At 65.7% G+C, this 13,034-nt stretch carries 13 protein-coding genes and 1 pseudogene; 9 read left to right on the forward strand and 5 right to left on the reverse strand.

From position 1 onward, the window contains the following. Positions 1-203, forward strand: a pseudogene (locus I8J34_RS22200) (hypothetical protein); the annotation flags it as partial. A gap of 297 nt (positions 204-500) precedes the next feature. Here the strand turns inward: I8J34_RS22200 and I8J34_RS22205 are convergent. The 3 genes from I8J34_RS22205 to I8J34_RS22215 form a co-directional block, all read right to left on the reverse strand. After that, a complete protein-coding gene (locus I8J34_RS22205; RefSeq protein ID WP_214363826.1) occupies positions 501-725 on the reverse strand; it encodes a DUF2783 domain-containing protein in 225 nt (74 codons plus the stop codon). A gap of 11 nt (positions 726-736) precedes the next feature. Then, positions 737-2,410 (reverse strand): FAD-dependent oxidoreductase, encoded by a 1,674-nt coding sequence (locus I8J34_RS22210; RefSeq protein ID WP_214363827.1) that lies wholly within the window; start codon positions 2,408-2,410, stop codon positions 737-739. Positions 2,411-2,526: 116 nt separating this feature from the next. After that, positions 2,527-3,492: an MBL fold metallo-hydrolase gene (locus I8J34_RS22215; RefSeq protein WP_214363828.1), complete on the reverse strand. Its 966-nt coding sequence runs from the start codon at positions 3,490-3,492 to the stop codon at positions 2,527-2,529. Positions 3,493-3,692: 200 nt separating this feature from the next. Here I8J34_RS22215 and I8J34_RS22220 point away from each other — a divergent pair, with 200 nt between their 5' ends. The 7 genes from I8J34_RS22220 to cas7c all read left to right on the forward strand — a co-directional run bounded on the left by I8J34_RS22220 (position 3,693) and on the right by cas7c (position 11,678). Beyond that, positions 3,693-4,484 carry an IclR family transcriptional regulator gene (locus I8J34_RS22220; RefSeq protein WP_230411962.1) on the forward strand — a complete coding sequence of 264 codons (792 nt, stop codon included), beginning with the start codon at positions 3,693-3,695 and terminating at the stop codon, positions 4,482-4,484. 164 nt (positions 4,485-4,648) lie between these two features. Then, complete coding sequence (locus I8J34_RS22225) at positions 4,649-5,623, forward strand: helix-turn-helix transcriptional regulator (protein ID WP_214363830.1); 975 nt, start codon at positions 4,649-4,651, stop codon at positions 5,621-5,623. A gap of 73 nt (positions 5,624-5,696) precedes the next feature. Further along, positions 5,697-8,030 carry a CRISPR-associated helicase Cas3' gene (cas3, locus tag I8J34_RS22230; RefSeq protein WP_214363831.1) on the forward strand — a complete coding sequence of 778 codons (2,334 nt, stop codon included), beginning with the start codon at positions 5,697-5,699 and terminating at the stop codon, positions 8,028-8,030. Between the two features lie 195 nt (positions 8,031-8,225). Further along, positions 8,226-8,393, forward strand: a complete 168-nt coding sequence (locus tag I8J34_RS22235; RefSeq protein WP_214363832.1) for a hypothetical protein — start codon at positions 8,226-8,228, stop codon at positions 8,391-8,393. Continuing rightward, positions 8,390-9,049 (forward strand): type I-C CRISPR-associated protein Cas5c, encoded by a 660-nt coding sequence (gene cas5c / locus I8J34_RS22240; RefSeq protein WP_214363833.1) that lies wholly within the window; start codon positions 8,390-8,392, stop codon positions 9,047-9,049. Before I8J34_RS22235 ends, cas5c begins: the two co-directional genes overlap by 4 nt. After that, positions 9,046-10,791, forward strand: a complete 1,746-nt coding sequence (gene cas8c / locus I8J34_RS22245) for a type I-C CRISPR-associated protein Cas8c/Csd1 (RefSeq protein ID WP_214363834.1) — start codon at positions 9,046-9,048, stop codon at positions 10,789-10,791. The genes cas5c and cas8c overlap by 4 nt, the downstream gene beginning before the upstream one ends. Beyond that, complete coding sequence (gene cas7c / locus I8J34_RS22250) at positions 10,791-11,678, forward strand: type I-C CRISPR-associated protein Cas7/Csd2 (RefSeq protein WP_230411963.1); 888 nt, start codon at positions 10,791-10,793, stop codon at positions 11,676-11,678. Before cas8c ends, cas7c begins: the two co-directional genes overlap by 1 nt. On the opposite strand, the gene I8J34_RS22255 is transcribed toward cas7c, so the two are convergent. After that, positions 11,675-12,100 carry a type II toxin-antitoxin system VapC family toxin gene (locus I8J34_RS22255; protein ID WP_214363835.1) on the reverse strand — a complete coding sequence of 142 codons (426 nt, stop codon included), beginning with the start codon at positions 12,098-12,100 and terminating at the stop codon, positions 11,675-11,677. The genes cas7c and I8J34_RS22255 overlap by 4 nt on opposite strands. Continuing rightward, on the reverse strand, positions 12,097-12,345 hold the full coding sequence (locus tag I8J34_RS22260; protein ID WP_214363836.1) for a FitA-like ribbon-helix-helix domain-containing protein: 249 nt from the start codon (positions 12,343-12,345) through the stop codon (positions 12,097-12,099). The genes I8J34_RS22255 and I8J34_RS22260 overlap by 4 nt, the downstream gene beginning before the upstream one ends. A 62-nt stretch (positions 12,346-12,407) precedes the next feature. On the opposite strand from I8J34_RS22260, the gene cas4 reads away from it, so the two are divergent. Continuing rightward, positions 12,408-13,034, forward strand: a complete 627-nt coding sequence (cas4, locus tag I8J34_RS22265) for a CRISPR-associated protein Cas4 (RefSeq protein WP_214363837.1) — start codon at positions 12,408-12,410, stop codon at positions 13,032-13,034.

The raw sequence follows: 13,034 nt of genomic DNA on the forward strand, positions 1-13,034 counted from the left end.
GCAACAGGGTATCCAGTGGCGGCCTGATCTATTGGCGCTCCATGCGCATTTACATCGGCTACCTGCTCACAGGCCAGAGCGTTGGTTTCGAACCGGTCGGCGACGGACTATGGGATGTCTACTTCGGTCCGCTCAGGATCGGTCACTTCGATGAGCGATGCACTGCCGGCGAAAAAGATGACTACCTGACGCTCAGGGTGTAACCCATGTCTCCGAACAAAACTGTTACCCATGTGATTGACTCGTACAGGGGCGTTTTCTTGCTTACTTCTTTGTCGCGTGACAAAGAAGTAAGTCGCCCGCCGGGGCGAGACCCGGCCAACGGAAGGTGGCAAACGCACACCAACCCGCATGGGCAAAGTTCGTCACAAGCCCGTAGGGCCGGATTCATCCGGCCAAACACGGCCGAACCGCCGTGGCGGGTTGAAACCCGCCCTACGTCGCCGGTGCACAAAAAACGGCGAGCCGCAGCCCGCCGTTCTGATCATGCTCGCGACGCGTCAAACCCCCTCGCGTGCGACCGCCATCGCCTCCTTGAGCACGCTGATGTCGCCGATATGGTTCGACAGCAGCAGAATCAGCCGCGCATTGACCATCGCCGACTGCTCGTCGGTGAGGTCGCGGTGCATGTCGATCAGGGCTTCGTAGAAGTCATCGCCGGGGCTGAAGGTCTGGAAGTAGCGCTTGCCCGGTTCGGCGAAATTACTGGTGGTGATCAGGGACATGGTCGGTCTCCTCAGGCGTTGCAGGTGGCCACGGCCACCGCTTTTTTGACGGCAGCGGCGTCGAAGGCGCGCCAGCGGGCGGCCACGTGCTGGTCGGGGCGGGCCAGGTAGCAGGTGCCGGGCTGGGCGTCGTAGCGCTCGGCGATGCGGCCGCGGGTGTCGATGACGGTCTTGAGGCCCGCCGGGGCGGTGCCGGTCTTTGCCACGACGATGGCCTGCACCGGAATCTCGCCCTCGGCCAGCGCGGCCAGTGCCGAGGCGGTGGCGGCGTCGAGGCGGCTGGCGTCGTCGGTGATGTAGAGCAGCTGGAAACGGTTGCCCAGCACCTTGAGCAGCCAGGGCTCGCCGCTGTCGGTCTTGACGGGGGCATCGTCCATCGGCGCGCCCGGCACCATCTTGCCGGCGAAGCTGTCAGCGTCAGCGGTGTTGAGCCGCGATTCGGTGAGATAGGCCGGCACCGAGAGGCGACCGGAGTTCACCAACGCGCGGGCAAACGGATAGTGCTCGGCGAGGCCCAGCACGGCGTTGCGGAAGGTCTTGCTGGTGGTGCTCTTGGGGGTGATGAAGTCGGTGGAGCGGGTGGAGTTCATCAGGTTTTCGTCGGCGGCGAACACGCGCTCTTCGGAGTAGGTGTCGAGCAGTGCGGCCGGGGCCTTGCCGTCCATCACCAGCTTGAGCTTCCAGGCCAGGTTGTCGGTGTCCTGGATGCCGGAGTTGGCGCCGCGCGCGCCGAAGGGCGAGACCTGATGCGCGGCATCACCGACGAACAGCACGCGCCCGTGGCGGAAGCTGTGCATGCGCCGGCACTGGAAGGTGTACACGCTGACCCATTCGAGATCGAACTCGCGGTCATCACCCAGCATGGCCTTGATGCGCGGGACGACGTTCTCGGGCTTTTTCTCGACCTCCGGGTCCACGTTCCAGCCCAGCTGGAAGTCGATGCGGAAGACGTTGTCGGCCTGGCGGTGCAGCAGCACCGACTGGTTGCGGTGGAAGGGCGGGTCGAACCAGAACCAGCGCTCGGTGGGGAAGTCGGCCTTCATCACCACGTCGGCAATCAGGAAGCGGTCCATGAAGATCTTGCCTTCGATATCCAGGCCCAGCATGGCGCGGATGCTCGAGCGCGCGCCGTCGGCGACGATCAACCAGTCGGTGTCGATGTTGTACGCGCCGTCGGGCGTCTCGACGCGCAGACCGGTGCTGTCTTCGCCCGGATTGACGGCGATCACGGTGTTCTTCCAGCGCAGCTCGACGCCCACCGCCTCGGCGCGCTTCACCAGGTACTCCTCCAGGTAGTACTGCTGGAGGTTGATCATGCCCGGGCGGTGGTGATCCGGCTCGGGGCAGAGGTTGAAGTTGAACACCTCTTCCTCACGGAAGAAGGTGCGGCCGACATTCCACGACACGCCCTTGTCCACCATCTCGTCGCCACAGCCGAGGCGGTCGAGCACCTCCAGCGCGCGCTTGGCGTAGCACACCCCGCGCGAGCCGATGGAGACGGTGTCGTCGTTGTCGAGCACCACCACTTTCTGGCCCTGGATGGCCAGGTCGATCGCCGCCGCCAGGCCCACCGGGCCGGCACCGACCACCACCACCGGGTAGCGACCCGGCGCGCCGTTCTCACCCGCGGCAAGCTCCGCCGGCTTGCGGTAGTCGAACTTCGGATACTTGTACATGCTCAACACGTCGCGTCCTCCTTTGGACAATTCTGGGATCTCGGCCGGTCTGTTCGCTGCGCTGCCGGCTTGAGGATCGGGCGGCCACAGTGGGCCGCCTGGGGTTGTCTGAAGAATTGCGCCGCTCAGTCCGCCTGCAGCGCGTGCCACATTTCCTGGTCGCGCTCGGCGGTCCAGATGCGCGGATGCTTGATGCCGCTGGCCTCGTCCACCGCGCGGGTCACGTCGAAGGGCAGGCAGTGCTCGTAGATGAACACCTGGGCAAACTTCGGATCCATCTGCTGGCGGATCAGCGCCATGGCGGCCTTCAGGTCGAGCCCCTGGGCGGCGGCCTCCTTGGCCGAGCTGTACAGCGTGGTGACGAAATCTCGGGTGTAGGCCAGGCCTTCGGCCACCTTCTCCGGCGTGGTCAGCGCGGGGCCGCGGCCCGGCACCACCGCCTGCGGCTTGAGCGCGGCAATGGCGTCCAGCGTGGCGGGCCATTCTTCGAGCTGCGCGTCGCCGGTGTAGCAAGCCGCGTCGCACTCGACCAGGTCACCCGAGAACAGCACCTGCTCGCTCGGCACCCACACCACGGTGTCGCCCTTCGTGTGGCCGGGGCCGAGGTGCATCACCTTCACTTCGAGCCCGCCCATGTACAGCGTCATCTCGTCTTTGAAGACGATGGTCGGCCAGGTCAGGCCCGGCACCGAGTCGAAGTTCTGGAACAGGCGCGGAAAGCGCTCGTATTCCGACTTCATGTCCTGCTCGCCACGCTCGACGATCATCTCGTAGGTGCCCTGGCTGGCAATGATCTGCTCCATGCCCTCGGCCTTGTAGCCCGAAGCGCCGAGCACGCGCACCGCGTGATAGTGCGACAGCACCACATACTTGATCGGCGCCGCGCTCACCTTGCGGATCTCGGCGATCAGGCGCTGCGCCATCACCGGCGTGGCCAGCGTGTCGCAGATCAGCACCGCCTCGTCGGTGATGATCACGCCGGTGTTGGGGTCGCCCTCGGCGGTGTAGGCCCAGCAATGGGAGGACAGCTGTTCGAAGGTGGCTTTTTTCTCTTCCAGGTCGGCCTGGGAGGCAAAGACTTTGGTGTTCATGGGGCACTCCGTGATCTTGGGGTAAGACTGGGTCAATCGAAACGGATGCAGGCATCCGGTTGACCGCGACATCTGCATCCTAGTTTTCGATTCGTTATTAGTCAATTATTTTGTTAATAGCAAATTCACGACCCGGGCGCCCCCCGGTGTTTCGCCCGAAAACTGCTAAGATGCCGCCAAAAACACGGAAGACATCCCCCATGGAACGTGATCGCCGAGGCATCCAGTCGATCGAAGTCGGCGGCACGCTGCTGCAGGCCCTGGTGCGCCACGGCGCCCCGATGATGCTGCGCGATCTGGCCCGCGAAGCCGGCATGCCGCCGGCCAAGGCCCACCCCTACCTGGTCAGCTTCTGCAAGCTCGGCCTCATCGAGCAGGACGCCGCCACCGGCCGCTACGGCCTCGGCGGCTTCTCGCTGCAACTGGGGCTCACCGCCCTCGAACAGGTCGAGCCGATCCGCGCCGCCACCCCCGCCATCGCCCGGCTGGCCGACGACCTGCAGCTCAACATCGCCATCGCCGTGTGGGGCAACCGCGGCCCGACCATCGTGCGCATCGAAGAATGCAGCCGCCCCATCCACGTAAACATGCGCCCCGGCACCGTCATGACCCCGCTCATGGCCTCGGCCACCGGCCGCCTGTTCGCCGCCTTCCTGCCCGAGCGCATCACCCGCCCGCTGGTCGACAGCGAACTGGCCCAACTCGGCAGCGACGAACAACCCGCGCTGCGCCAGTCGCGCCGCCATGCCGACGAAACCATCACCGAGATCCGCCAGCACGGCCTCGCCCGCGCCCTGGGCAACCCTATCCCCGGCATCAACGCCTTCTCCGCCCCCGTCTTCGACAGCGGCAACCACCTCACCCTGGCCCTCACCGCCATGGGCCCCGCCGACAGCTTCGACCCCGCCTGGGACGGCCCCATCGCCACCCGCCTGATGGCCTGCGCCAAAGAAATTTCGCAGCGGCTGGGCCAATCTGCCCGCCAAGCCTGACACCTCCGCCGCCCCGCCGGGGCGGCCATGCATCGCCCCCAGCCGGCACGACGGCTCGCACCGGCGCCGCCGCCCGACGAGCACCGCCAAAAATCTTGACGCATATTCACTGCGAATCCACAAATACCCGATAAGCTTGGCGCTCTCGCCCGACGAGCCCGCGCATGAGCCAGACCGACCGCATCGCCCGCATCCGCCGCCTGCTCGATGAGCGGCGCAGCGTCAGCCGCCAGACCTTGCTCGATCAGCTCGAAGTGTCGCCCGCCACGCTCAAACGCGATCTGGCCTTCCTGCGCGACACCATGAACACCCCCATCGTCTGGGATCGCGAACTGGCCGGCTACCGCATCGACCCCACGCAAACCGTCGGTAGCCAGATCGAACTGCCCGGCATGTGGTTCTCCGACAAAGAGATCCACGCCCTGCTCACCATGCAGCACCTGCTCGCCAACCTCGACCCCGGCGGCATCCTCGCACCGCATGTCGCCCCGCTGGTCGCGCGCCTCAACGCCCTCATGGGCGCCGCCCGCCACCCCGCCGACGAAGTACGCAAGCGCGTGCTCATCGTCGGCATCGGCAAGCGCAGCGCCAAGCTCACCCACTTCGAAGCCATCGGCGCCGCCCTGCTGCAGCGCAAACGCCTGGCCATCCGCTACTACGCGCGCGGCAAGGGCGAAGAAAGCGAACGCGACATCTCCCCCCAGCGCCTCGTGCACTACCGCGAAAACTGGTACCTCGACGCCTGGTGCCACCTGCGCAGCGAGCTGCGCAACTTCGCCGTCGACAGCATCCGCCATGTCCACCTGCTCAAAACCCCCGCCCACGACATCCCCGACACCCGCCTCGACACCATCCTCGGCCCCGGCTACGGCATCTTCGCCGGCCCCGCCGTCCAAACCGCCCGCCTGCGCTTCTCCCCCGAACGCGCCCGCTGGGTCGCCGCCGAACACTGGCACCCCGACCAGCGCGGCAGTTTCGATGCCGACGGCCACTACCTTCTGGAGATCCCCTACGCCGACCACCGCGAACTGCTGATGGACATCCTCAAGCACGGGCGGCACTGCGAGGTGCTGGCGCCGGAGGGGTTGCGGGCGGTGGTGGCGGAGGAGATGCGGCAGATGAGCAGATCCTATGGCTGACAAATCGACGGGCTCACTCGGTGAGCCTCATGGCGCGGACAATGCAGCGCATCCCTCGAACGACAAGCCGACCATGATCGACATCCCCCTGGCCCACCTGCGCATCGCTTCGGACGGCACCACGAGCGGCCACGCACTCGACGACCATCTGAGCAGTGTGTCGGCGCTGGCCAGCGCATTCGGCCATCCATTCATGGCCGCAGACTGGCTGGCGTTTGCAGGCCTCTGGCATGACCTGGGCAAGTACCGTCGCGGATTTCAACGCTACATCCGGCAATCACACGATGCCGACGCCCACATCGAAGGCCGTGTCGCCGGCAAGGACAAGACCCATTCGGCCGCCGGTGCCTTGCATGCGCGCGACTATCTGACACAGATCCACGGACCGCACGGGCAATTCGTCGCCCATGTGCTGAGCTACCTGATCGCCGGCCACCACGCCGGGCTCGACAACTGGCACCAGGGCCTCAAGGAGCGTCTGGCTGGGGAGGACGCGCAGCGAGAACTTCACGACACGCGCCTGGCGGCACCGCCTGCCACGCTGCTGGCCCCCGACCTGCCATTGCCCTCGCTGGTAAATCTACCCACCGACCACAAAACAGGCACCCCCGGCAGCTTCGCACTGTGGCTGCGCATGCAGTTCTCGTGCCTCGTCGATGCCGACTTCCTCGACACCGAAGCCTTCATGGATGGCGACCAGGCCGCACGTCGCAACGGCTTTGCAGCACTCACCACCCTGAAGGAACGCTTTGACACCTACATGGCGACCCTCACCGCGGCCGCGGCCGACACACCGGTCAATCACCTGCGTGCCAGCGTCCTGCGCCAGTGCCGCGAGAAAGCGATTCGCCCGTCCGGCGTATTCACGCTGACCGTTCCCACCGGTGGCGGCAAGACTCTCGCCAGCCTCGGCTTCGCGCTGCGCCATGCCATCGCACGCGACAAGCGCCGGGTCATCTACGCCATTCCCTACACCTCCATCATCGAACAGACGGCCGACATCTTCCGCGCCGTGCTCGGTGACGAGAACGTCGTCGAACACCACAGCAACGCCGAACTGGATGACCGCCAGGAAACCGCCCGCTCGCGCCTCGCCTGCGAAAACTGGGACGCCCCCGTCATCGTCACCACCAACGTCCAACTCTTCGAAAGCCTGTTCGCGCGGCGCACCTCGCGCTGCCGCAAGCTGCACAACCTGGTCGGCAGCGTCATCGTGCTCGACGAAGCGCAACTGCTGCCCGTGGACTTCCTGCAGCCGGTGCTCGACGTGCTGCGTCTGCTGGTGGGGGACTATGGCGTCACGCTCGTGCTATGCACCGCCACCCAGCCGGCACTGACCCACGCACAAGGCTTTGACGCGCGCAAGAACCTGCGCGGCTTCGACCCAGACACGGTGATCGAAATCATCGACGACGTGCCCGCCCTCTATGACGCGTTGCGCCGCGTCCGGATACACCGCCCGACCGATCTCAACCTGCGCGAAGACTGGCCGGCCATCGCCGACCGGATCACCGCACACCCCGCCGCGCTCGCCATCGTCAACCGCCGTCAGGATGCACGCGACCTGCACGCCTTGCTCAAGGCCCGCGCGCCCGAGGGCCTCTACCACCTCTCGGCCTTGATGTGCCCGCAGCATCGCAGCGACACCATCACCCGCATCAAATCCGCACTCGCCGATCGACGCGCAGCCCTTGCGCGTGGCGACGCCGCCCCACCGGTACGCGTGGTCAGCACCCAACTAGTCGAAGCCGGCGTCGATCTCGACTTCCCCGTGGTCTTTCGTGCCATGGCGGGGCTGGACTCGATTGCCCAGGCCGCAGGGCGCTGCAACCGCGAAGGACGTCTGGCCGAAGGCGGCGAGGTGCACGTCTTCGTACCGCCCTCCGAGCCGCCACCCGGCCTACTGCGGCAGGCGCGCGACACCTGCAAGACCCTGTGGCAAAGCACAACCGACGATGACCCGCTCGGCCTGCCGCTGTTCGATCGATTTTTCCGCCAGCTGTATGCCGACGCCCAACTTGACCGCCGCGGCATCTGCGACATGCTGCGCGTCGACCACGGCGCGGTGCGCTTTCGCGACGCCGCCGAGGCCTTCCGCCTGATCGACAACGACGATGGCGGCACGGTGATCGTGAACTACCGGCGACCGGACGCAGCGGAAAACGTCGACGCCATCGTCGGCAAGATCGAGCGCGACGGGCCGAACCGCGGCCTGCTGCGCAAGCTGCAGCGCTACGGCGTCACCTTGTACCAACACGACATCCAGCGCCTGCTGGCAGGCGGCGACATCCGCGAACTCGGCGGATGCCCCGGTCTGTATGTGCAGGCTTCGGATGTGTTCTACGACGACGTGCTCGGCGCGAATGCAGCAGGGGCGCCGGGCGATCCGGCGGGATTGTTTGTATGAACCCAAAGATTGAAATGAGCGCCCCGCCCGGAGGCGGGGCTAGATCAGCAACAACAGTTCCTTCGTTTACCAAGTTTCAATCCACGCCGAAGCGTAGCGTCATGATACGAGGAATCGAAAAGCAAAATCAATTGTTCCTTCTTTTACCAAGAACAGTGAACTACAATCCGTACAACCCTGGCCAGGGAGCTACGGATGCGCAACCTCGAACAGCTACTCCGCGAACTAAGACTGATGAAAGACCAACCCAATCACCGCTACTACGCAGCGCTTGGGATTGTTGTTCTTGCATTGTTCCGTCATCCGATCATCTCCGTTGCGCTGGCGGTGATCGCGTCAATCTCAGCTAAGGGATGCTCATGAGCCCATTCTGCCTCGAAGTCAGTGGCGACTTCGCCTGCTTCACGCGCCCGGAGATGAAAGTCGAGCGTGTCTCCTACGATCTCATCACCCCCTCAGCGGCGCGGGCGGTGTTCGAGAGCATTCTCTGGAAACCGGCCATCCGGTGGCATGTGCGACGCATCGAGGTGCTCAAGCCGGTGCGTTGGACCAGCGTGCGGCGCAACGAAGTCGGCGCCGTCGTCTCGACGCGCAACGTCACCACGGCCATGAACACCGGGCGCGGGCAATTGGCGCTTTACGTGGAGGACGAGCGCCAGCAACGCGCCGGCCTGATCCTGCGCGACGTGGCCTACCGGCTGCATGCGGACCTCGAATTCCTGCCCGAACGCGCACCCAACGACACCGCCGCCAAGTACGCCGAGATGTTCCGCCGCCGCGCATCCAAGGGGCAATGCGTCAATCAGCCCTATCTCGGCTGCCGCGAATTCGCCGCCAGATTCCGCCTGATCGACGCGGACGAGGCTGGCCCACCACCGGTCGCAGAGGTCGACGGCGACCTGGGCTGGATGCTCCACGACATGGACTTTTCCAACCCCGCCGATCCGCGCCCGACCTTCTTCCGCGCAAACATCAAGCACGGCGTGCTCGACCTCAACGGCATCGAGGTGCGGGGATGATTCTTCAGGCTCTGTACGACTACTACCAGCGCAAGCAGCGCGATCCCGACCCCGCCCGCCGGCTGCCGGCCTATGGCTTCGAGGACAAGGAGATCCCGTTCATCATCGAACTCGACGCCGATGGCGCCTTGCTCGGTCTGAAAGACACGCGGCAACTCGACGGCAAGAAAAAGGTGGCAGCGCGCTTTCTCGTGCCGCAAGGCGTGAAGAAGACATCGGGCGTCGCCGCCAATCTGCTGTGGGATACCGCCGAATACGTCGTCGGCATCGACACCAAGGGCAAGCCCGAGCGCATTGTTCAGCAGCGGGCGGCCTTCCGGGAGCGGATCGAGGCCCTGCCCGCCCAGGACGATCCGGCCATCCGCGCCGTGTTGGCATTTCTCGGCCGCAACCCCGTTGCTGAACTCGCCTCGCAACCGGCCTGGCCCGAGGTGCTCGAAACCAATCCACTGATGAGCTTTCGCGTTGCGCCGGACACCGATCTGGTGTGCCAACGCCCCGAGGTCCTCGACGGCATCAGCCACGAAGCGGCACCGATCGACGCCAGCGGCATCTGCCTCGTGACTGGCCGCAGCAGCGACGCCGAGCGGCTGCACAACGCCATCAAGGGCGTTTGGGGAGCACAAACATCGGGCGCGAACATCGTGTCCTTCAACCTCGACGCCTTCCGCTCGTTCGGCAAGGAGCAAGGCGCCAACGCCCCTGTCTGCCCCGCCGCCGCCTTCGCCTACACCACGGCGCTCAACCACCTGCTCGCCAAGGGCTCCCGCCAACGCATCCAGGTCGGCGACGCCTCGACCGTGTTCTGGGCCGAGAAGGCCGACACGGTCGAAGACATCTTCGCCACCTTGTTCGGCGACGGCGACGATCCCGATGCCCGCACCGGCGAGGTTCGTGCGCTGTACGAAGCTGTGCACAGTGGCAAGTTCGACGGCGCACGGGGCGAGACACGCTTTTTCGTGCTCGGGCTGGCGCCCAACGCCGCACGCATCAGCGTGCGCTTCTGGCATGTGGCACCGCTGGGCGAGATCGCCCGGCGCATCACCGCCTGGTTCGACGATCTGGCCATCGCGCGCGGACCGAACGACCCGGAGTTCCCCAGCCTGTTCCGCCTGCTCACGGCCATTGCCGTGCAGCACAAGGCCAACAACATTCCGCCCCGGCTGGGCGGCGACATCATGCGCGCGATTCTCGAAGGCGTGCCGTTTCCACCCACTTGGCTCAACGCAGCCGTTCAGCGCTGCCGTGCGGAACAGCATGTGAACACCCTGCGCGCCGCCGCCATCAAGGCCTGCCTCAATCGCCAGATCCGCCAGACCGCTTCCCGCCATCCGACTTCCGAGAAGGAGTATCGCCCCATGCTCGACCCGACCCAAGCCAACCCGGCCTACCGCCTCGGCCGGCTCTTCGCCGTGCTCGAACGCATCCAGGAAGCCGCCAGCCCGGGGCTCAACGCGACAATCCGCGATCGCTACTACGGCGCCGCCTCCAGCACGCCGGTGGCCGTATTCACGACCCTCCTGCGCTTGAAGAACGCCCATCTCAAGAAGCTGCCGACAGGTCGAGTCGTCAATTTCGAAAAGACGATCGGCGAAATCATGGACGGCCTGTCCGACTTCCCAAAACACCTTGCGCTCGCCGATCAGGGCCGCTTCGCTCTCGGCTACTACCACCAGCGCCAGGCCTTCTTTACCAAATCCACCCCTGCCGAATCCACCGAACCCCTTGAGGAGACCCTCTGATGGCACTCACCAACCGCTACGACTTCGTCCTCGTCTTTGATGTGAAGGACGGCAACCCCAACGGAGACCCGGACGCCGGCAACCTGCCGCGCCTCGACGCCGAATCCGGCCACGGACTGGTCACCGACGTGTCGCTCAAGCGCAAGGTGCGCAACTTCGTGGGGCTGGTCAAAGGCGAAGAGCCGCCTTTCGAGATCTACGTGAAGGAAAAGGCCGTACTCAACCGCACGCACGAACGCGCTTATGTGTCGGTGGGTGCCGAGGACGAACTGAAAGGCGAAGACAAGAAGCGCAAGGGCAAAAGCGACACGGTGAGCAAGGCCCGCGACTGGATGTGCGCCAATTTCTTCGACGTGCGCACTTTCGGCGCCGTGATGTCCACCGGCGTGAACTGCGGCCAGGTTCGTGGCCCGGTGCAGCTGACCTTCGCGCGCTCGGTCGACCCCGTCGTGGCGCTGGAGCATTCCATCACCCGCATGGCGGTGGCCACCGAGGCCGAGGCGGAAAAGCAGGAAGGCGACAACCGCACCATGGGCCGCAAGCACACCGTGCCCTATGGCATCTACGTGGCCCACGGCTTCGTGTCGTCCTTCCTCGCCAGGCAGACCGGTTTCGGCGATGACGACCTCGAGCTGCTATGGCAGTCGCTGGAGCACATGTTCGAGCATGACCGCTCGGCCGCGCGCGGCGAGATGTCCACCCGCGGGCTGTACGTCTTCAAGCACGATTCGGAGTTGGGCAACGCGCATGCCCACGACCTGTTCGATCGCATTCGCATCGCGCGCAAACCCGAGGCGGAAGTGCCGCGCAGTTTCGCCGACTACGCCGTCAGCATCGACGACGCGGCCCTGCCGGCCGGCGTCAGCCTGCAGCGCCGGGTGGGTTAATGCTCGAACGCTGCCAGCGGCCGGACGAACTGCTGCAGATCGGCGGCGTCAGGCTGCTGGCAGCGGGCGACCAGACGCCGGTCTGCCGTCACCATGGCGATGCCATGGCGCACCGCCAGCGCCAGATAGAAGCAGTCGTAGGCGGGGTGGTCGAGGCGAGCCGCCAGCGCGCTCGCCTCGGGCATCAGGTCGGCGCAGGGGCTCGCATGCACGCCGATGCCCAGCAACATGCGGGCGGCGATCTCGGGCACTTCGTCCGCCAGCTCGCCGCGCCGCTGCTTCTTCCACAAGATATTGGCCACTTCGGCGAACAGCAAATCCGGGGCATACAGTTCGTGCCCCAATATCCGTTGTGCCGCTTCCGCGTCGGGCTCTGGCGCAAACCATTTGGCAGCAACGCTGGCATCGACCACCCACCTCATCGCTCGTCCCGGCTCTGGCGCAGCAATTCCTCGGAGGGCGTTTGCGGCCGCCCGGCGCTCAGGGCTCGCACCTTGGCCGCGAGGCGTTTGAACTCCTCGACCGGGTCTGCCGGCTCGGGGCGCGCCAGCGCCTCCGCCACGATGGCGCGCAGTTCGGCCGACATCGAACGGCCATGCCTGGCCGCGCGCTCGCGCAGCCGCTGCTTCAGATCGTCGTCCAGATTTCTCAGCACCATATCCGCCATGACCCACTCCTTTGATAACAACGCTATCAATGATAGCAACGCAATCAGAAGCTTCAAGCGCAATGACTGACGGCGACGACCCCATCCCGCTGTCCGCCCTGCAGCACTGGGCCTATTGCCCGCGCCAGTGGGCCTTGATCCATCTGGAACAGGTGTTCGAAGACAACCTCTACACCCAGCGCGGTCAAGCCGTGCACGCGCGTGTCGATCAACCCGGCGTGGAACTGCGCCCCGGCCTGCGCGTCGAGCGGGCGCTGCCGGTGTGGAGTGAGCGCCTCGGGCTGATCGGCAAGGCCGACGTGGTCGAATTCCTGCCCGACGGCACCGCCTACCCCGTCGAGTACAAACACGGCAGCCGCAACAAGAAGGCCGCCGTCGCCGCCTGCGACGATCTGCAACTGGCCGCACAGGCCCTGTGCCTGGAAGAGATGACGGGCAAACCCGTGCCGGAAGGCGCGCTGTTCTACGCCACATCGAAGCGGCGCCGGGTCGTATCGATCACCCCCGCCCTGCGCGAACACGTCGAGTCGGCCACCCGCGAGATCCGGCAGATGCTCGCCACCCGGCGCACCCCGCCGCCGGTCAATGACGATCGCTGCCACGCCTGCTCATTGCGCGACCTATGCCAACCCGACGCCCTGACGCGCCTGGCCGACACCCCTTCCCATCTGTTCGACCCGGATGCCTGA

Origin of the sequence: Denitromonas iodatirespirans, from assembly GCF_018524365.1 — a bacterium.
In the GTDB taxonomy this organism is placed as follows: domain Bacteria; phylum Pseudomonadota; class Gammaproteobacteria; order Burkholderiales; family Rhodocyclaceae; genus Nitrogeniibacter; species Nitrogeniibacter iodatirespirans.

What these genes read in the sequence shown, in the direction of transcription:
- I8J34_RS22205 (WP_214363826.1), bottom strand. Translation starts at nt 725, where the DNA reads ATGTCCCTGATCACCACCAGTAATTTCGCCGAACCGGGCAAGCGCTAC.
- I8J34_RS22215 (WP_214363828.1), bottom strand. Translation starts at nt 3,492, where the DNA reads ATGAACACCAAAGTCTTTGCCTCCCAGGCCGACCTGGAAGAGAAAAAA.
- I8J34_RS22220 (WP_230411962.1), top strand. Translation starts at nt 3,693, where the DNA reads ATGGAACGTGATCGCCGAGGCATCCAGTCGATCGAAGTCGGCGGCACG.
- I8J34_RS22225 (WP_214363830.1), top strand. Translation starts at nt 4,649, where the DNA reads ATGAGCCAGACCGACCGCATCGCCCGCATCCGCCGCCTGCTCGATGAG.
- cas3 (WP_214363831.1), top strand. Translation starts at nt 5,697, where the DNA reads ATGATCGACATCCCCCTGGCCCACCTGCGCATCGCTTCGGACGGCACC.
- I8J34_RS22235 (WP_214363832.1), top strand. Translation starts at nt 8,226, where the DNA reads ATGCGCAACCTCGAACAGCTACTCCGCGAACTAAGACTGATGAAAGAC.
- cas5c (WP_214363833.1), top strand. Translation starts at nt 8,390, where the DNA reads ATGAGCCCATTCTGCCTCGAAGTCAGTGGCGACTTCGCCTGCTTCACG.
- cas8c (WP_214363834.1), top strand. Translation starts at nt 9,046, where the DNA reads ATGATTCTTCAGGCTCTGTACGACTACTACCAGCGCAAGCAGCGCGAT.
- cas7c (WP_230411963.1), top strand. Translation starts at nt 10,791, where the DNA reads ATGGCACTCACCAACCGCTACGACTTCGTCCTCGTCTTTGATGTGAAG.
- I8J34_RS22255 (WP_214363835.1), bottom strand. Translation starts at nt 12,100, where the DNA reads ATGAGGTGGGTGGTCGATGCCAGCGTTGCTGCCAAATGGTTTGCGCCA.
- I8J34_RS22260 (WP_214363836.1), bottom strand. Translation starts at nt 12,345, where the DNA reads ATGGCGGATATGGTGCTGAGAAATCTGGACGACGATCTGAAGCAGCGG.
- cas4 (WP_214363837.1), top strand. Translation starts at nt 12,408, where the DNA reads ATGACTGACGGCGACGACCCCATCCCGCTGTCCGCCCTGCAGCACTGG.